This window comes from Pseudomonas sp. YH-1 (assembly GCF_051990045.1).
Lineage (GTDB): Bacteria > Pseudomonadota > Gammaproteobacteria > Pseudomonadales > Pseudomonadaceae > Pseudomonas > Pseudomonas nicosulfuronedens.
Map to the genome: position 1 here is coordinate 3734767 of NZ_CP178184.1, position 17327 is coordinate 3752093.

The following is a 17327-nucleotide window of genomic DNA, read 5'->3' on the forward strand; positions in this document are numbered from 1 at the left end:
GGGACTGCGTTGGGCCGCGTCGGGGCGGCGATTGTTGTTGTGCTTTTTGTTGTACTGCGGACCTAGCCGAACATCCGCGCCAGCGTGATGAGCTTGCGCAGCGTCAGGTCCGGGCTGTGCCGCAGGTTGTGCAGCAGGATGCGCAGCTTCTGCAGGTTCATCGCCGGCTTGGTGAAGCTCTTGGGCATGCGCTGACCCCACTGCGACATGGCCTCGGGGCTGACGCCGTGCAGCCCGGTGGGGCGCTCGGCGGTGAACAGGTCGCCGTCACAGTAGTGCTCGTGCTTGTCGCCCCACGGGTCCTGCCAGTAGTCGAAGATCTGGCTGCCGAGGATGTGCCGGCCCATGCCCCAGGCATGCTTCCAGCCGCGCTCGCGCAGTACCCGCTGGCCCATGCCGACGGCGTCGGCATCCACCACTTCGTAGGCGCTGTGGCTGTAGGCGGCCATGAAGCCCTGGGCCAGCGCCAGGGTGTGGTGGTCGGCGGGCGTATCACCCAGGTCCAGGCGCAGGAAGGCCACCGCCGGGGAGCCATCGGGCAGCACCTGCACGTCGCTGGGGATGAAGCCGAAATGCTCGGTGTACCAGGCGCAGGTGGCCTGGTAGTCGGCCACTTCGAGTACCACGTGGCCGAGCTTGATGATGTCCGGCGGCGCCACCGGCGGGCGCTGGGTGGCGTTGATTCGCGGCGCCTCGTCGGCCTGGTTCAGTGGCAGCGGCGGGCGGTGCGCCAATTCGCTGGCTGGCTGTTGGCCGTGGATCGCCTCGACGATGAAGCCGGATGGGTCACGCAGGCTCACGCTTTCGCCGCCGCCGGGTGTGCCCAGCTTCTGGATCGCTGATGCACCCGGCAGGTGTGCCAGCCGTTGCAGGTCCTCACGTGATGCCACGGCCAGGCCGAAGCCGACAAAGCGTGCCTGCGCCGCCCGTTCCACCCGATAGCAGTAGGGCACCGGGCCGGTGCCGCGCAGGTACAGGCAGTCGGCATCGCGGCGCGCCAGGGTCAGGCCGAAGTCGCCGAGAAAGCGTTCGGCCTGCTCCAGGTCCGGGCGCTCGAAGATCAGGTGGGCGAGCGCCCGAGCCCTGACCGTCGGCTGCGGATGGCGTGCCGGCTGCGGCGTGGCCTGGGCGACGGGCTGACTTGTGGAAGGGGGCTGACGGCTCATGCTTGTTGTTCTCCGTGGCTTTCGTCAGGCAAGGCTTCGCCATCGCCCCTGAAAAGGGGCGTTGGCAGGTTCGGGTGGATCAGTCTGCGGGTGGCAGCATCGGCAGCTCACCGGTGGACAGGCTGCGTGCTTCCTCCGGCGCCACGCCGAGCGCGCGCAGGGTCAGTTCCGCTGCGTCGCTGCCGGCCTGACGCCAGGCCCGGTGGCCCTCCAGGACCAGGAACATGGAGCTGAGCACGGCGCCGGCGATCATTGAGATCGCCGACGGCAGCTGCTCCTGGCGGAAGCTGTAGCGGCCGTTGGCGAGCCCGCTGAGCAGATCGGCGGTGGGTGGGCCGAACCACATCCCGCGCAGTGATTCGTCGCTCATCGAGAAGCGGCTGATGAAGGCGCCCCAGTGCGGTTCCTCGTGGGCCCGGCGGATGAAGAAACGGATGCCGTTGGCCAGGCGCAGGGCCGGGTCCGAGGTCTCGCCGAAGCTCTTCACCACGCGCTGGTGCATTTCTGCCGCCAGGTGGCTGGCCACGTGCTGGAAGAGGTCGTCGATGGATTGCAGGTTGTTGTAGATGGTGCCCCGTGCCACACCGGCTTCCTGGGCGAGGTCGCTGATATTCACCTGGCTGGCGCCTTTCTCGGCGAACAGGCGCAGGGCGGCCTGGTGGATGCGGCGTTGTACGGGGTTGAGGGTTTCCATGAAAAGACGGCTCCAACGTCAAGCGTGGAGTGATTGAACACGTGCGTTCAAAATAAGTCAACAGGGTCTATTGCTCGTCATTTCTGCTGCTTTTTCCTCGGTTTCTCCCGTCCCTCGCGCCTTTTGGGTACTTGGGTGGCTCTTTGGAAAGGCTCTGGACAGGGAGTTTCTGGGGTTAAACCCGATCAAGATTGATCTCCAGTTGACTGAATTGAACACTGGTGTTCAAAATGATTCGGCGATGTCTTCCCCTGGAGCAAGCAATGCAAGAGTCCACAACAACAACGACAACCTGTGACGTGATCATTGTCGGCCTTGGCCCTACCGGGGCGGTGCTGGCCAATCTGCTGGGCCGCTACGGCTGGTCGGTGGTCGGCCTGGAGCGCGACGAGGACCTGTACTACGCCCCGCGTGCCGTGCACTTCGACGATGAGATCATGCGTATCTTCCAGTTCGCCGGCCTGGCCGACGACATCGGCCGCACCAGCGAATCGTTCACCGACATGGAGATCATCCTGCGTCCCGGGCGCAAGCCGGTCACCCGCTCGCGCATCGGCAGCCAGGACCGCCGCTACGGCCATCCCGGCGCCTGGTGGTTCCACCAGCCGACCCTGGAGCGACATTTCCACGACGGCCTCAAGCGTTACCCCAACGTCACCCCGGTGTATGGCTGCCGTGTCACTGGCGTCGAGCAGGACGCCGAAGGTGTGCGTGCCACCGCCGTGCAGCGTGACGGCAGCACACGCGTGTTCCAGGGGCGCTACCTGATCGGCTGCGATGGCGGCAAGAGCTTCGTCCGCCGCGAGGCCGGGTTGCGCCTGGAGTCGGCCGATTTCGACGAGGCCTGGGTGGTGGTCGATACCAAAACCCGTTCGGGCGAGAAGGATGCGTTGTTGCCGGCGAACCATTCGCAGGTGTGCAACCCGGCGCAGCCGGTGACCTATGTGCCGATGGCCGGCCCGTACTACGAATGGCAGTTCATGGTCACCGGAGGCAAGTCCGAGCGCGAAGCCACCGACCCCTATCTGGTGCGCCAGCAACTGCGCGACTTCGTCGATCTCGACAAGATCGAGATCACCCGTATCGCCTACTACAAGTTCCACGGCCTGTGGGCCAACGATTGGCGCAATGGCCGGATCATTCTGGCCGGCGACTCGGCACACCAGATGCCGCCGTTCCTCGGCCAGGGCATGTGCTCGGGCGTGCGCGATGCCAGTAGCCTGTGCTGGCGCCTGGACATGGTGCTGCGTGGCGCAGCGCGGGAAAAACTGTTCGACGACTACGAGGCCGAGCGCTCGGCCCACGTGCGCGAAATCATCAATGGCGCGATGTTCCTGGGCAACGTCATCCAGACCCGCCACCGCGGCGTGGCCTTCCTGCGCGACTGGCTGCTGTTCCGCATCGCCGGCATGCTGCCATTCGCCAACAAGGCGTTCGCCGACAAGGCCAACCGCAAGAAGCCGCTGGCCGCCGGCTTCTGTGGCTGGGGCCACCGGTTGTCCGGTCACCTGGCCCTGCAGCCGAAAGTGTTGCGGGACGAGGAGGGCGAGCGAGTGCTGCTCGACGAGGCGCTGGGCCACGGCTTCGCCTTGCTCGCCCGACGCGGTTGCCTTGACACCCAGCGCGCCCAGCTGGAGCACCTGGCGCAGCAGGTGGGCCTGCGCGTGCTGGAGTTCGCCGAAGACCCGGACGGCCCGGTACTGGGCGACCCTACCGGTGCGTTGCAGGACTGGTTCGACGAAGCCGACATGGACTTCGTGCTGATCCGCCCCGACCGCTATGTCTTCGATGCCGGCCGCGCCGACCAGCTGGGTCGCGTCGCCGAGCGCTTTCTCGCCGGCCTCTCGCTGGTCCGCCACAGCAATCAACCCCAAGGAGTGGCGGCATGATCGACACCCCCGTTCTCATCAGCGGCGCCGGCCCGGTCGGCCTGACCCTGGCGCTGAACCTCAGTCGCCTGGGGATTCGCTCGGTGCTGCTCAACGATCGTCGGCAGACCACCACGCATCCCAAGCTGGACGTGGTGAACTGCCGCTCGATGGAAATCTTCCGCCAGCTGGGCCTCGCCGAGCGTATCCGCGCGGCGGGCAACCCGGTCGATGCCAACCAGTATTCGGCGATGGCGGCTTCGGCCAGCGGGCCGTTCTACAGCGTGATGTCCGATCGTCACCTGATCTACCAGCCGGTCAGCCAGGCCGAGAAGGCCATCCGCGCCTGCCGCGACGGCAGCCTGCCATTGGAGTCGATGCAGCGCATCGCGCAGATGCACCTGGAGCCGGTGCTGATGGCCGAGGTGGAAGCCGACCCGAACATCGAGTTGCGCATGGGCTGGCGCCTGTATGGCTTCGAGCAGGGCTCCACTGGCGTGGTGGCGATGGCCCATGAAGTGGATAGCGGCGAAGCGCAGCAGTTCTTCGCCCAGTACCTGATCGGTTGCGATGGCCCCAACAGCCGCGTGCGCAACTTCCTCAATATCGATTACGACGGCACCCGCGACCTGGTTGGCGAGCTGTTCATCATTCACTTGCGCTCCGATGAGATCGCCGGACTGTTCCCGGACAACCAGCCCTATTGGCACACCTGGCTGACCCGGCCGGGTTTCGCCGGCCTGCTGGTGTCGCCCGATGCCAGCCGCAACGACTACGTGCTGCACCGGCCCTTTGCGCCGCGCCCCGGTGAGTCGCTGGAAAGCGTGGTGGACGCTGCCCTCGGCACCCGGCTGCGCTACGAGATCGTCCAGTCCGGCCCCTGGCGCCCGCAGTTTCTGGTGGCCCGTTCGTTCGGCCGGCAGCGGGTGTTCATCGCCGGCGATGCCACCCACCAGTTCATGCCCACCGGCGGGCTGGGGATGAACACCGGGGTCGCCGAGGCGCACAACCTGGCCTGGAAACTCGCGGCCTGCCTGGCCGGCTGGGGCGGACCGCGCCTGCTGGAAAGCTACGAGGCGGAGCGCCTGCCCGTGGCCCGGCGCAACCGCGACCACGTGAAGAAATGCGCGGCGGCGACCTTCGAGGCGCAGATGCGTCGCGACGATGGGCTGCTCGCCCAGGGAGCAGCCGGTGAGGCGGCGCGCGAGGCCGCCGGACGCGAGTTCGAACGCAAGGTATCGCGGCTCTACGAGTCGCTGGGTGTGGAGATCGGCTACCGCTACCACGGCTCGCCGGCGATCGAAGCGGACACCGCCAGCGAGCCTGCGTATGAGGAAATTCGCTACGCGCCCACCACCTGGTCCGGCGCGCGCCTGCCCAGTGCGTTTCGCGAGGACGGCACGGCACTCTTCGATCAGCTTGCGCTGGGTGGCTACACCCTGCTGGTGTTCGACACCGATGCCGAGGCCTGCGCACCACTGCAGGAGGCGGCGCAGGAGTGCGGCGTACCGCTGAACGTGCTGCCGATCCACGAGAAATACTTGGCGACCCTGTATGAGCGCCGCTTCGTGCTGGTGCGGCCTGACCAGCATGTGTGCTGGCGTGGCGACAGCCTGCCGGTCGATTGCTATTCGCTGTTCAACCGTCTGCGCGGAGTCCGCTGACCATGAGCCTGTTCATCGATTCGCTGAAACTGCGCCTGCTCCTGCTGGCCTCCATCCCGCTGCTGCGCCGGGCTGAACGACGCTCGGCGCGCCTGCGCGAACTGCTCCACGAGGACTCGTTCGTGCTGCAGATACGCACCGCCGATGGCGTCGGCGGCTATTACCAACTGCGTGGCGGAGTACTCAGCCTGCATCGCGGCGAGCACCGCCGGCCGGACTTCATCCAGCACTGGCAACGCAGTGCGGATGCGCTGCGGGTGATGCTCAGCCGCGACGAAACCGACATGCTGCGCGCCGTCGAAAGCGGGCAGTGCCAGCTGCAGGGGCGCTTCGCGGTGGCCCTGTGGTTCAACGAAGCCATGAAGATCGCCCGGGCGGCGTAGCCCCTCACGGATCACACAAGGACAACAAGAATGACGATCCAACAAGGTCGAATCGACGTGCACCACCACATCATCCCGCCGGCCTTCGTCGAGGTCATGGCGAACAAGGGCCTGGATAGGGTGGCCGGCGCGCCGCTGCCGAAATGGTCGCCGCAGAAGTCCATCGAGGTGATGGACCTCAACGGCATCCAGACGGCCATTACCTCGCTGTCGGCGCCGGGCGTGCACTTCGGCGGGGGAGTGGAGCAGGCCCGCGAGCTGGCGATGCGCTGCAACGACTTCGCCGCGCAGATGCGTAGTGATCATCCGGGGCGTTTCGGCAACTTCGCCGTGCTGCCCACCCCCTTCACCGAAGCTGCCTGCCGCGAGACCGTCCGTGCCCTGGATGAACTCAAGGCCGAAGGCGTGGTGCTGCTGGGCAGCACCGATGGCGTGTTCCTGGGCGATGAGCGTTTCGACGAACTGATGGCCGAACTGGACCGCCGCGCGGCCATCGTCTTCGTCCACCCGAACATGCACGAAAGCAGCGAGAAACTCGGCATCGCCGCGCCGGGATTCCTGGTCGAGTTTCTTTGCGACACCACCCGCGCGGCGGTGAACCTGATCCTCACCGGCACGCTGGAGAAGTACCCGCGCATCCGCTGGATCCTCGCCCACGGTGGCGGTTTCCTGCCCTACGTGGCCTGGCGCGTGTCCCTGGCCAACGCCCTGCCGCAGTTCCAGGACAAGGCCCCGCAAGGGGTGATGACCTACCTCAGGCGCTTCTACTTCGACACGGCGCTGTCGCCGTCGCGTTACTCCATGGCGGCGCTCAAGGAACTGGTGGAGCCCTCGCAGATTCTCTTCGGCAGCGACTTCCCCTTCGCCCCGGCGCCGGTCACGACCTTGTCCTGCCAGACGCTGGAGCAGAACACCCTGTGGTCGGACACGCAGCGCTACGGGATCAACCGTGGCCACGCGCTGAGCCTGTTCCCGCAGTACCGGGACGCCCGCGAGCAGGTGGTGCCCGCGCCGATCCACAGCGGCGAGTCGTTCGCCAGCCGGATCAAACGCAGCCTCACCCGCCCGCTCGGCGCCTATGTCGAGCGCGTGCGCAGCCGTTGAGCCAGGGCCCATTACCGGAGAAGCGAATCCATGAGCACTCTGTTCGAACCATTGCGCCTGCCCAATGGGCAGGTGATCCGCAACCGCATCGCCAAGGCGGCGATGGAAGAGAACCTTGCCGATGCCGACCACGCCCCTGGCGATACCTTGCTGCGCCTCTACCAGCGTTGGGCGGAAGGCGGCGCCGGGCTGATCATCACCGGTAACGTGATGGTCGATCGCCGCGCTCTGACCGGCCCGGCCGGGGTGGTGCTGGAGGACGACGGCCGGCTGCCGCGTTTCCGTCGTTGGGCCGAGGTCTGTCGCAGCCAGGGCGCGCAGGCCTGGATGCAGATCAATCACCCCGGTCGCCAACTGATGGCCGATCTCGGCCAACCTGCCCTGGGGCCTTCGGCCATCGCCGTGGATATTCCCGGTCTGAAGGGCGTCTTCGCCCAGCCGCGGGCGCTGTCCGGCGCAGAGATCGACGGGTTGATCCAGCGCTACCTGAACGCCGCCGTGCTGGCTGAGCGTGCCGGCTTCACGGGCGTACAGGTGCACGCCGCGCACGGCTACCTGTTCAGTCAGTTCCTCTCGCCGCTGAGCAACCGGCGCGACGATGACTGGGGCGGCAGCCTGGAGAATCGCGCACGCATCCTGTTGCGTACGGTGGAGGTGATCCGCGAGCGCGTGGCGCCGGACTTCTGCGTGGCGGTGAAGCTCAATTCCGCCGACTTCCAGCGTGGCGGTTTCGCGGCGGAGGATGCCGAAGCCGTGGTGCGCCTGCTCAACGAGCGGGGCGTGGACCTGGTCGAGCTGTCCGGTGGCAGCTATGAAAGCCCGGCGATGCAGGGCCAGACCCGCGACGGCAGCACGCTGGCGCGGGAGGCCTACTTCCTCGAATTTGCCGAACGCATCGCCGCGACGGCGCGCATGCCGCTGATGGTCACTGGCGGCATTCGCCGGCGAGAGGTCGCTGAGCGTGCCTTGCAGGGGCCGGTGGCGATGATCGGCATGGCCACGGCGCTGGCGGTCGATCCGACGCTGCCACGGCGCTGGCAGGCGGGCGAGGGTGCGCAGGTCGAGCCGATAGTCGTGGCCTGGAAGAACAAAGCCTTCGCCGCGGTGGCGACCCAGTCGGTGGTGAAGAAGCAACTGACGCTGCTCAGCGAGGGACGCCCGACCAATCCTCGCACGTCGCCGCTGCTGGCGCTGATCGGCAATCAGCTGAAGCTGCGCAGGCTGTCGCGTCGCTACCGGCGCTGGGTCGCGCAGGCCTGATGGGCGTTCAGTCGCCCTGCGGCAAGGGCAGGGCGGCTATCTTCGCGGCCTTGGCGGGCGTGGCGCCGAGGGCGCGAAGGATCATCTCGCCGAGCAGGATGTCCTGGCCCTCCGGCGCCCGGCCCTCGAGGCTGGCGCGGATGGCACCGGTGGCGCAGGCGATCACCAGGTCCAGGGCAATGTCTTCATTGGCATAGCTGAACACGCCCTCGGCCAGCCCGCCGCGCAGGTCCTCGCGAACGTGGTTGGCCAGCGTCGAGTGCATGGCCTGGTCGTAGTGGATCACCCGCAACAGCGCACTGGCCCACTGCGGGTCGGACTGCGCTTGCAGGACGAACATGCGTACCCCGATGGCCAGTCGCCGGGAACCGCTGGAAATACCGGAGCTGAGCTGGCTGATGGTCTCGGAGAAGTCGCTGGCCAGTGAGATGCCCACGGCCTCGGCCAGCTCCTCCCGCGTCTTGAAGTAGTTGTAGATAGTGCCGGTGGAGACCTGCGCCTCGGCGGCCAGGTCCTGGAACACCGTGGCCGCGATGTCCTGCCGGGCAAACACCCGCAGCGCCGCATCGAGCAGCCCCTGGCGGGTGCGTGCGCGCTTCTTGTGGCCGCGGGTGAGCGGTTCGCTGTCGTCTTCGCGGGGCTGGCGGTCGGTCATGGCGGTCATTCGTCTGCGGAGCTGCGGCGATGATACGGGAAGCCCATGGCCGACCGGTACCCGCTCATGCCCGCAGCAGCGCCTGGCAATGGCGCAGCAGGTCGGCGGCCTGTTCGGGCCTGCCCTGGTGCATGATGATGCGGTCAGGGCGCACCACGGCCAGCGTCGGGGCAGGCCAGGGCGCCAGCAACGAGCCGTCGAGGGTTTCGGCGAGATCGGCGCGGCTGTCGTCGCGGGCATGGCCGATCTGCAGGAAGCTGCCGCCCAGTTCCAGCCATTGCTGCTGTTGCGCAGCGTCGAGCCAGCGGCGCGGGTCGGTGCCCAGGCCGACCAGTTGCAGGCGGTCGCCGAGCAACTGGTCGCTCAGGCAGATGCGCCCGGCATTGCGTACCCAGGCCTGGGGGAACAGCCCGCCGCTGGCCAGCCGCGCACGCCGCGCGCTGCGCACGAACAGGCCGCGGCGGAAGCGGTGCTTGGGCTTGATGTCCAGCTCCTCGAAGTGCCGTCGTGCTGCCGGGATCAGTCGCAGCGTTTTCATCAGGCCGTGGATCAGCGCCGCCGCCAGCGCATTGCCAGGCATGACCAGGCGACCCATGAGCTTGGCCAGGTCGATCATCTCCCGCGCGTGGGGCCGGCGCTCCTGATCGTAGCTGTCGAGTATCTGCGGTTTGGCGCGGCCCTGCAGGACCCAGGAGAGCTTCCAGGCCAGGTTCGCCACGTCGCGCAAACCGGCCACCAACCCCTGGCCGACGAAGGGCGGGGTGATGTGCGCGGCGTCGCCGACGAGGAATACCCGTCCCTGCTGGAAGCGCTCGCAGCAGCGGGCGTGGAAGCGATAGACCGCCCGGCGCTCGATCGTCAGCTGCTGCGGCTCGATCCAGGGTGCGAGCAGGGCGCGGATGCGGTCCTGGTCTTCCATCTCGTCGCGGGTTTCGCCGGGGCGGAGCATGAACTCCCAGCGCTCGCGGCCACCGGGGGCGGGCATGTGCGGCGTCGGTCGGCGGTGGTCGCAGAGGAATTCGACGTGGTCGATGGCCTTCCCCTGGCGGGACCCGGCATCGACGATCAGCCAGTCCTCCGAGTAGCTCTGGCCGTTGAACTCCTGGCCGATCAACCCGCGCACCCGCGAACTCGCGCCGTCCGCGCCGACCAGATAGCGACAGCGTATCGGGTGCTGTACGCCAGCTTCATCGACCAGGGTGGCGGTGACGCCGCCGCCGTCCTGGGTGAAGTCCTTCAGCTCCAGGCCTCCCAGGCAGCGCAGGTTTGCATAGTGCCGGGCCTGCCGGCGCATCGCCTGTTCGAGATCCGGTTGATAGAAGGTCACCAGTTTGTGGTGGCCATCGATGCGGCCACTGGTGTTGGCCTGACCGAACTGGCCGACGATGGGGCAGTGCATCTTCACCTGGGGGATGACCACGGTTTCGAACGCGTCTTCCTCCAGACCGGCGAGCTGGAGGATGCGCAGCGCTTCATTGTCCAGGGCAATCGCGCGCGGCATGGGCAGGATGTCGTGGGCCTTGTCGATCACCAGGGCGTCCACGCCATAGCGGCCCAGCAGGGAAGCCAGCGTCGCGCCGACCGGGCCATTGCCGATCACCAGGACATCGACCGATTCGGGGAGGAGCTCATTGTTGTTATGCATGGGGGAGATCCGCAGCCAGACAGTGGGCCCGGATGCTGCTGATCCGGGTAGGCGGAATCTAACAAAAATGACGATATCGTCAATATTGGTTTTTTAGTCAGAAATGGTGTTGGTCGGATCGAGGCCCTGGGTGGGCAGTGCGGGTGGTGGGGCGCTGTGGGCGAAGGTGTTGTCCTCGACAGCGAAATTCGTGTCCTGAGAGCAGGAACTGGCGTCTATCGGCTGCGTACTGACTTCATTCCGTCTCGAATCGCAAGGAAATCCATGACCGACGTCGTCGACCTGTTCGACATCCAGTATTTCTGGAATCTGCTCGCCATCCTCTGGTTCGTCTTCTGCTGGATCGGCTACACCCGCTACGCCAAGACCAAGGCCCGCGACACGGCGTGCCTGGCCAGCGTGCTGCACCTCTACCGCCAGGACTGGATGCGTCGCGTGCTGCTGCGTGACAACCGCGTGGCGGACGCCAGCGTGATCGGCAACCTGGAGCGCAACGCCTCGTTCTTCGCTTCCAGCACCCTGATCATCCTGGCGGGCATCCTTACCCTGCTGGGCTCCGCGGAGCGCACGATCTCCGTGCTGGCCGACCTGCCCTTCGTCACGCCACCGACCCGCGGCCTCTCGGAGCTGAAGCTGCTCTGCCTGGCGGTGGTGTTCGTCTATGCCTTCTTCACCTTCAGCTGGTGCATGCGCCAATACAACTTCGCAGCGGTACTGATCGGCTCCGCACCCATGGTGGGGGAGCGCAACGTCGGTGAGCTGGAGCGCAAGTCCTTCGCCGAACGGGCAGCACGCGTGGTGTCGCTGGCGGCACACCAGTTCAACCAGGGCCTGCGGACGTACTATTTCGCCCTGGCCATGCTGGCCTGGTTCATCAACCCGTGGATCTTCATGCTGGTGACGGCGGGGGTGGTAGGCGTGCTGTACCAGCGTGAATTCCACTCCAGCGTGCTCCACGTGATGGTTTACACGCCGACGCTGCAGGGCGACGCGCCACGGGACAACGACATTCCCCCCAGCGGCTGACCGGCAAACGACAGAAACGACAAGGCCCGCAATCAGCGGGCCTTGTTCTGTGCGGCAAAAGCGCTGTTACTGCTGCTTCTGCTCGTCGCCGGCGGGCTCCTGCGGCGCGGTGGCCGGGGCAGCCGGAGTAGCCGGGGAGGCTTCAGGTGCCGGCGGGGTGGTCGGCGCCGGAGTTGCCGGCTGCTCGGTCGCGGCGGGTGCGGCCGGCGCTTTCGGCTCTTCTTTCTTGTCGCAGGCGGCAAGGCCGAGACCGGCAACGATCAGCAGAGCGAAGGGAAGGGTTTTTTTCATGCGGAGCCTCCATGTGCGGCTTTCCTGGTGTTAGCCCTTTGAACCAGGGTTGTGTGAATTAGTTCAACGAATATTCCGCAGGCCCTGTAATCCATCACTGCAGGAGTGACGACGCACGGGGTATGATGCGGCCCCGTGCAGTCAATCGGTCGACCCCTCCCATGTCCGAAAACCCACTCCTGGAGCGCGCTCAACGCTTCCTGTCGGCGCTGCGCCACTGCCAGTTGCTGGGCATCAGCGCACACGCGGCGGACGCCTCCGGCCTGACCCTGCGGCTTCCCTACAGCGAAGCCATCGTCGGCAACCCGGAGACCGGCGTGATCCACGGCGGCGCCATCACCACGCTGATGGATACCACTTGCGGCATCTCCACGGTCTGCGTGCTGCCGCAATTCGAGATCTGCCCGACCCTGGACCTGCGCATCGACTACATGCACCCGGCGCAGCCGCACAAGGACGTCTACGGGTTCGCCGAGTGCTACCGGGTCACCCCGAACATCATCTTTACCCGCGGCTACGCCTACCAGGACGACCCCGCGGAGCCCATCGCCCACGTGGTTGGCACCTTCATGCGCATGGGCAAGGCGGTATCCGCCGGCACTGTGAAGCGTGACGTCGATGGAGGCCAGGGATGAGCGCGGTGAGCATCGAGGCGATGGTGCGTGCAGCGCACGAGAGCAAGAACTACGATCCGCTGCTGGAGATGATTCCCTACGCCCGGCTACTGGGCATCCGCTGCCTGCGCCTGGGCGACGACGCCATCTTCCATCTGCCGGCCAACCCGGACAACATCGGCAACCCAACGCTGCCGGCCCTGCATGGTGGCGTGATCGCCGGCTTCATGGAGCAATCGGCGCTGCTGCACCTGCTGATGTTCATGGGTATCCCGCACATGCCCAAGATCATCGATTTCTCCATCGATTACCTGCGCGCCGGGCATTTCCGCGATACCTACGCGCAGTGCCAGGTCTGGCGCCAGGGCCGGCGCGTGGCCAACGTCGCCATCACCGCCTGGCAGACCACCCGTACCGAGCCCATTGCCACCGCCCGCGCGCACTTCAAGGTCGACGGCGCCTGAATGGATACGCTGCTGATCCTGCTCGGCCTGCTGCTGATCCTCGCCGGGTACGTCTGGCTGATCGCCCGCGCCTTCGAGCGCAGCCTGTTCTGGGGAATTGCCAGCCTGCTGCCGCCGCTGGCGTTGCTGTTCGTCCTGATTCACTGGCGCCAGGCCCGCAGTGCCGTCGCTCTCGGTGGACTGGGCTGCATTCCGCTGGTGGTCGGCCTGACAATGCTGGCCAGCCAGGACAGTGCTCGCCTGGAAGCGATCTTCCGCCTGGAATGGCTCAAGCCGGAGCCGGTGGTGAAGCCGGAGCTGGCCATCGACTTGCGCGGTGAGCTCAACGGCAAGCCCTTCGTGCCCGAGCAGGCCGAGTTCATCGATGGTGTGCTCAGCCTGCGCGAAGGGCAGGACTTCTACGCCCACCGCGAAGTCCAGGTACGCCTGGCCGCGCCGGTCAGCGGCCCGGTCCGGCTGGACGTGCTGCCCGACGACAAGGGCAGCCTGCCGGAAATCGAAGTCAGCTGGCTCGCGCCGGGCCAGGATCTGCCCGAGGCCGTGCGCCTGCAGCGCGGCTACAGCCTGCACCTGGACCTGACGCCCAAGGCGCCCAACCGCATGGAAGGCGCCTTCCACCTAGTCCTGCCGGCCCAGATGCAGACCACCTTGTCGGGCAGCATCGAAGTCTTCACCGACCGCCTGCGCTACCGTGACGGCGAGGTGGATCCCCGCTTCGACTCCCGCGATACCCAGCGCTACGTATTGCAGGACTACCTGCAGCGCCGCTTCGCCCGGCGCGACGTCGCCATCACCCGCCTGCCCACCCTGGATACCCAGCGAGCCACCCAGGAGGTCCCGTTGACCGTCGAGATGGACGGCCAGGCTCAGGACCTGCAGGTGAAGCTGGAGAAGAGCCCGACGCGCGGCTGGGGTGTGTACGGCGACCACTATCCGCGATTGAAGGCGGCAAGCGCCTCCGCGGTGCCGTCTCAGACTCCTTCTCCTGCCACGGTCAGCACCTCGGCGCCGCTGGCGAAAGAAAGCGGCCACCTGTCCCTTGAGCGCCTGTTGGCCGCCCCCCAGCGCTACGTCAACCGCAGCATGCGCGTGACCACCGAGCGCGGCCGTACCGCCGAGGGCGTCTTCGTCGGGCTGAATGCCGACGGCCGTGTTGTCATTCGTCGGGTTATCGAGGGGCCGGGCGAGGCCAGCTACACGCTGCGCCCCAGCGAAATCACCGAGATCGAGTTGCCGACACACTGACCTTTGGCCGGTGCTCCGGCGCCTGGGCTCCGGCTATTTTTCGCCAACCCCTTGAATTGGTTCGGGAAGCCCCCATCTCGCTGACATCGGCCGCATGACGCGGCATTTGTCATCCTCGGAGCGAGAAACAATGAGCGCGGAGACTCAAAAAGAAACACTGGGCTTCCAGACCGAAGTGAAGCAGCTGCTTCACCTGATGATTCATTCCCTGTATTCGAACAAGGAAATCTTCCTTCGCGAACTGATTTCCAACGCTTCCGACGCCGCCGACAAGCTGCGTTTCGAAGCCCTGGCCAAGCCTGAGCTGCTCGAAGGCGGCGCCGAGCTGAAAATCCGTGTGAGCTTCGACAAGGACGCCAAGACCGTCACCCTCGAAGACAACGGCATCGGCATGAGCCGCGAGGAAGTCATCGCGCACCTGGGCACCATCGCCAAGTCCGGCACCGCCGACTTCCTGAAGAATCTCTCGGGTGACCAGAAGAAGGATTCCCACCTGATCGGCCAGTTCGGCGTGGGCTTCTACAGCGCCTTCATCGTCGCCGACAAGGTCGACGTGTTCACCCGCCGCGCCGGTGCTCCGGCCAGCGAGGGCGTGCACTGGTCGTCGAAAGGCGAGGGCGAGTTCGATGTGTCGAGCATCGACAAGGCCGAGCGCGGCACCCGTATCGTCCTGCACCTGAAGGACGGCGAGGACGAGTTCGCCGACGGCTGGCGCCTGCGCAACATCGTCAAGAAGTACTCCGACCACATTGCGCTGCCCATCGAGTTGCCGAAAGAGTCGGTTGGCGAAGAGGCCCCGGCCGAGACCGAGTGGGAAGTGGTCAACCGTGCCAGCGCCCTTTGGACCCGTCCGCGCACCGAGGTGAAGGACGAGGAGTACCAGGAGTTCTACAAGCACATCGCCCATGACTTCGAGAACCCGCTGACCTGGAGCCACAACAAGGTCGAGGGCAAGCTCGAATACACCTCGCTGCTCTACGTACCGGCCCGCGCGCCGTTCGACCTGTACCACCGCGAGGCCCCACGCGGCCTGAAACTGTACGTGCAGCGCGTGTTCATCATGGACCAGGCCGACCAGTTCCTGCCGCTGTACCTGCGCTTCATCAAGGGCGTGGTGGACTCCAACGACCTGTCGCTGAACGTCTCCCGCGAGATCCTGCAGTCCGGCCCCATCGTCGATTCGATGAAGTCCGCTCTGACCAAGCGCTCTCTGGACATGCTGGAGAAGCTGGCGAGCAACGACGCCGAGGCCTACAAGGGCTTCTGGAAGAACTTCGGCCAGGTGCTGAAGGAAGGCCCGGCCGAGGACTTCGCCAACAAGGACAAGATCGCCGGCCTGCTGCGTTTCTCTTCCACCAGCGACGAGAGCGGCGAGCAGAGCGTTTCCCTGGCCGACTACATCGGTCGCCTGAAGGAAGGCCAGGACAAGATCTACTACCTCACCGGCGAAAGCTTCGCCCAGGTGAAGAACAGCCCGCACCTGGAAGTCTTCCGCAAGAAAGGCATCGAAGTGCTGCTGCTCACCGACCGCATCGACGAGTGGCTGATGAGCTACCTGCCGGAGTTCGACGGCAAGCAGCTGGTCGACGTCGCCCGTGGTGACCTGGACCTGGGCAGCCTGGACTCCGAAGAGGACAAGAAGGCCCAGGAAGAGATCGCCAAGGCCAAAGAGGGCCTGGCCGAGCGCCTGAAGGCCGCGCTGGGCGATGAAGTCGCCGAGGTGCGCGTGTCCCATCGCCTGACCGATTCGCCGGCGATCCTCGCCATCGGCGAACAGGACCTGGGCCTGCAGATGCGCCAGATCCTCGAGGCCAGTGGGCAGAAGGTGCCGGAAGCCAAGCCGATCTTCGAATTCAACCCGGCCCACCCGCTGATCGAGAAGCTCGACGCGGAAGCCGACGAAGACCGCTTCGGCGAGCTGACCCACATCCTCTTCGACCAGGCCGCCCTGGCCGCGGGGGACAGCCTGAAAGACCCGGCCGCTTATGTGCGCCGCCTGAACAAGCTGCTGGTGGAGCTTTCCGCCTAAGCCCCGTCCGGGCTGGAACAGACGCCACGATTTCAGTGCTGGAATCGTGGCGTTTCTCATTGGGCCGGACTGCGAAAGACCCAGTGCAAGGATTGGCCGACGCCAGCTATTAACGACTCGGCAAGCTGACTCGGCGCGGACACGGGCTCCTGCGCCCCAGGGGAGAATGGCATGACGCAACCTGCCGGTAGAACCACGGGGGCCTTCGCGGGCTTCGATCTTGAAGGCTTCTGGGACGATGGCGACTATTCGGCCAGCCACTACACCGAGCCTGCGCCCAGCGACGAGCTGATTGCGCAGATCGAGGCAGAGTGCGGCTATCGGTTGCCGGATGCCTACGTGGAACTGGCACGCCTGCGCAATGGCGGTGGCGTCGAGCGCTGCTGCTATCCGATGACCGAGCCAACGTGCTGGGCCGAGGATCACATCGCGATCAGCGGTCTCTACGCCATCGGGCGCACCGCCACCTATTCGCTGTGCGGTGATCTTGGCTCGGCGTTCATGCGCGCCGAGTGGGGCTATCCCGACATCGGCATCGCCATTGCCAATACCCCCAGTGCCGGGCACGAGATGATCATGCTCGACTACCGCCACTGTGGGCCGCAGGGCGAGCCACGGGTCGTCCATGTCGACCAGGAAGCCGACTATGCGATTACCGAGGTCGCGCCGGATTTCGCGACCTTCATCCGCGGGCTGGTCAGTGAGGGCGAGTTCGACGAGGACGAGGCAACCCTTGAAGCCGACCTCGCCACAGTGCAGCGCGGCACATTGTCGCCCATCCTGCGCCGTGCGCTGGATGCCGCGGCGGTCGAACTGCCCGATGGCGAGCGCAGCATCCGGCGCCTGGCCGAGCGAATCGTGCGCGCCAAGGGCTTCTTCGCCCTGCATGCCGACGCGGATTCGCATCTGATGTACGACGCCATGTTCTGGCTGTTCTCCCATCTCAAGCTCGCCGAGTCGTACGAGGACTTCCATGACTGCTCCCGGGAGCAGAGCGACTACCGGCGCCCGTGCTACACGCTGATGCTGACCACCCGCTATGTGACCGATCCTTACGGATTCTGCACGGGCGGCTATGCCCCCGGTTTTCTGAGTGACTGGTGGGACGCGCGGCTCGCCGCCGGCAGCATCGTTCACGCCGGTGGTGGTTACCGCTTCGATGCGCACTACGCCGCCCGACTGGTTCGTAGCTTGCTGGCGATCGACGAGCCGTCATGAC

The 17327-nt window shown here is 66.2% G+C and carries 16 protein-coding genes; 11 read left to right on the plus strand and 5 right to left on the minus strand.

The features are described 5' to 3' along the window. Positions 1–62 precede the first annotated feature (62 nt). Entirely contained in the window at positions 63–1166 is a 1104-nt protein-coding gene (locus ACKI1H_RS17305; RefSeq protein WP_440465741.1) for a VOC family protein, read from the minus strand. 79 nt (positions 1167–1245) lie between these two features. Beyond that, positions 1246–1860, minus strand: a complete 615-nt coding sequence (locus tag ACKI1H_RS17310; protein WP_138522777.1) for a TetR/AcrR family transcriptional regulator — start codon at positions 1858–1860, stop codon at positions 1246–1248. Between the two features lie 263 nt (positions 1861–2123). On the opposite strand from ACKI1H_RS17310, the gene ACKI1H_RS17315 reads away from it, so the two are divergent. Genes ACKI1H_RS17315 through ACKI1H_RS17335 form a run of 5 tightly spaced genes read left to right on the plus strand, consistent with a single transcriptional unit; the run spans position 2124 to position 8139 of the window. Next, positions 2124–3749: a bifunctional 3-(3-hydroxy-phenyl)propionate/3-hydroxycinnamic acid hydroxylase gene (locus ACKI1H_RS17315; protein ID WP_138522779.1), complete on the plus strand. Its 1626-nt coding sequence runs from the start codon at positions 2124–2126 to the stop codon at positions 3747–3749. After that, entirely contained in the window at positions 3746–5392 is a 1647-nt protein-coding gene (locus ACKI1H_RS17320) for an FAD-dependent monooxygenase (protein WP_440465742.1), read from the plus strand. Before ACKI1H_RS17315 ends, ACKI1H_RS17320 begins: the two co-directional genes overlap by 4 nt. Positions 5393–5394: 2 nt before the next feature. Next, positions 5395–5775 carry a hypothetical protein gene (locus tag ACKI1H_RS17325; protein WP_440465743.1) on the plus strand — a complete coding sequence of 127 codons (381 nt, stop codon included), beginning with the start codon at positions 5395–5397 and terminating at the stop codon, positions 5773–5775. Positions 5776–5805: 30 nt separating this feature from the next. Continuing rightward, positions 5806–6879, plus strand: coding sequence for an amidohydrolase family protein (locus ACKI1H_RS17330; RefSeq protein ID WP_440465744.1), 1074 nt, complete (start codon positions 5806–5808; stop codon positions 6877–6879). A gap of 30 nt (positions 6880–6909) precedes the next feature. Next, the gene (locus tag ACKI1H_RS17335) at positions 6910–8139 is read left to right on the plus strand and encodes an NADH:flavin oxidoreductase/NADH oxidase family protein (protein WP_440465745.1); all 1230 of its coding nucleotides are present in this window, start codon (positions 6910–6912) and stop codon (positions 8137–8139) included. Positions 8140–8146: 7 nt separating this feature from the next. Here the strand turns inward: ACKI1H_RS17335 and ACKI1H_RS17340 are convergent, their stop codons facing one another. Beyond that, the gene (locus ACKI1H_RS17340; RefSeq protein ID WP_138522789.1) at positions 8147–8794 is read right to left on the minus strand and encodes a TetR/AcrR family transcriptional regulator; all 648 of its coding nucleotides are present in this window, start codon (positions 8792–8794) and stop codon (positions 8147–8149) included. 64 nt (positions 8795–8858) lie between these two features. After that, entirely contained in the window at positions 8859–10439 is a 1581-nt protein-coding gene (locus ACKI1H_RS17345) for a bifunctional 3-(3-hydroxy-phenyl)propionate/3-hydroxycinnamic acid hydroxylase (RefSeq protein ID WP_440465746.1), read from the minus strand. 264 nt (positions 10440–10703) lie between these two features. Between ACKI1H_RS17345 and ACKI1H_RS17350 the strand changes: the two genes are divergently transcribed. Next, a complete protein-coding gene (locus tag ACKI1H_RS17350; protein WP_138522793.1) occupies positions 10704–11465 on the plus strand; it encodes a DUF599 domain-containing protein in 762 nt (253 codons plus the stop codon). 66 nt (positions 11466–11531) lie between these two features. Here ACKI1H_RS17350 and ACKI1H_RS17355 read toward each other — a convergent pair whose 3' ends face one another. Next, positions 11532–11756 (minus strand): hypothetical protein, encoded by a 225-nt coding sequence (locus ACKI1H_RS17355; RefSeq protein WP_138522795.1) that lies wholly within the window; start codon positions 11754–11756, stop codon positions 11532–11534. Between the two features lie 161 nt (positions 11757–11917). Between ACKI1H_RS17355 and ACKI1H_RS17360 the strand changes: the two genes are divergently transcribed. The 5 genes from ACKI1H_RS17360 to ACKI1H_RS17380 all read left to right on the plus strand — a co-directional run bounded on the left by ACKI1H_RS17360 (position 11918) and on the right by ACKI1H_RS17380 (position 17326). Continuing rightward, positions 11918–12391, plus strand: a complete 474-nt coding sequence (locus ACKI1H_RS17360) for a PaaI family thioesterase (RefSeq protein ID WP_138522797.1) — start codon at positions 11918–11920, stop codon at positions 12389–12391. Beyond that, positions 12388–12834, plus strand: a complete 447-nt coding sequence (locus ACKI1H_RS17365) for a PaaI family thioesterase (protein WP_138522799.1) — start codon at positions 12388–12390, stop codon at positions 12832–12834. The genes ACKI1H_RS17360 and ACKI1H_RS17365 overlap by 4 nt, the downstream gene beginning before the upstream one ends. After that, positions 12835–14079: an MFS transporter gene (locus ACKI1H_RS17370; protein WP_440465747.1), complete on the plus strand. Its 1245-nt coding sequence runs from the start codon at positions 12835–12837 to the stop codon at positions 14077–14079. A gap of 130 nt (positions 14080–14209) precedes the next feature. Then, positions 14210–16108 carry a molecular chaperone HtpG gene (gene htpG, locus ACKI1H_RS17375; protein ID WP_138522803.1) on the plus strand — a complete coding sequence of 633 codons (1899 nt, stop codon included), beginning with the start codon at positions 14210–14212 and terminating at the stop codon, positions 16106–16108. A gap of 171 nt (positions 16109–16279) precedes the next feature. After that, positions 16280–17326, plus strand: a complete 1047-nt coding sequence (locus tag ACKI1H_RS17380) for an SMI1/KNR4 family protein (protein ID WP_440465748.1) — start codon at positions 16280–16282, stop codon at positions 17324–17326. Position 17327: the final 1 nt, after the last annotated feature.

Bases quoted from the DNA above. Each gene is read 5' to 3' on its own strand.
- ACKI1H_RS17305 (WP_440465741.1), bottom strand. From the start codon at position 1,166: ATGAGCCGTCAGCCCCCTTCCACAAGTCAGCCCGTCGCCCAGGCCACG.
- ACKI1H_RS17310 (WP_138522777.1), bottom strand. From the start codon at position 1,860: ATGGAAACCCTCAACCCCGTACAACGCCGCATCCACCAGGCCGCCCTG.
- ACKI1H_RS17315 (WP_138522779.1), top strand. From the start codon at position 2,124: ATGCAAGAGTCCACAACAACAACGACAACCTGTGACGTGATCATTGTC.
- ACKI1H_RS17320 (WP_440465742.1), top strand. From the start codon at position 3,746: ATGATCGACACCCCCGTTCTCATCAGCGGCGCCGGCCCGGTCGGCCTG.
- ACKI1H_RS17325 (WP_440465743.1), top strand. From the start codon at position 5,395: ATGAGCCTGTTCATCGATTCGCTGAAACTGCGCCTGCTCCTGCTGGCC.
- ACKI1H_RS17330 (WP_440465744.1), top strand. From the start codon at position 5,806: ATGACGATCCAACAAGGTCGAATCGACGTGCACCACCACATCATCCCG.
- ACKI1H_RS17335 (WP_440465745.1), top strand. From the start codon at position 6,910: ATGAGCACTCTGTTCGAACCATTGCGCCTGCCCAATGGGCAGGTGATC.
- ACKI1H_RS17340 (WP_138522789.1), bottom strand. From the start codon at position 8,794: ATGACCGACCGCCAGCCCCGCGAAGACGACAGCGAACCGCTCACCCGC.
- ACKI1H_RS17345 (WP_440465746.1), bottom strand. From the start codon at position 10,439: ATGCATAACAACAATGAGCTCCTCCCCGAATCGGTCGATGTCCTGGTG.
- ACKI1H_RS17350 (WP_138522793.1), top strand. From the start codon at position 10,704: ATGACCGACGTCGTCGACCTGTTCGACATCCAGTATTTCTGGAATCTG.
- ACKI1H_RS17355 (WP_138522795.1), bottom strand. From the start codon at position 11,756: ATGAAAAAAACCCTTCCCTTCGCTCTGCTGATCGTTGCCGGTCTCGGC.
- ACKI1H_RS17360 (WP_138522797.1), top strand. From the start codon at position 11,918: ATGTCCGAAAACCCACTCCTGGAGCGCGCTCAACGCTTCCTGTCGGCG.
- ACKI1H_RS17365 (WP_138522799.1), top strand. From the start codon at position 12,388: ATGAGCGCGGTGAGCATCGAGGCGATGGTGCGTGCAGCGCACGAGAGC.
- ACKI1H_RS17370 (WP_440465747.1), top strand. From the start codon at position 12,835: ATGGATACGCTGCTGATCCTGCTCGGCCTGCTGCTGATCCTCGCCGGG.
- htpG (WP_138522803.1), top strand. From the start codon at position 14,210: ATGAGCGCGGAGACTCAAAAAGAAACACTGGGCTTCCAGACCGAAGTG.
- ACKI1H_RS17380 (WP_440465748.1), top strand. From the start codon at position 16,280: ATGACGCAACCTGCCGGTAGAACCACGGGGGCCTTCGCGGGCTTCGAT.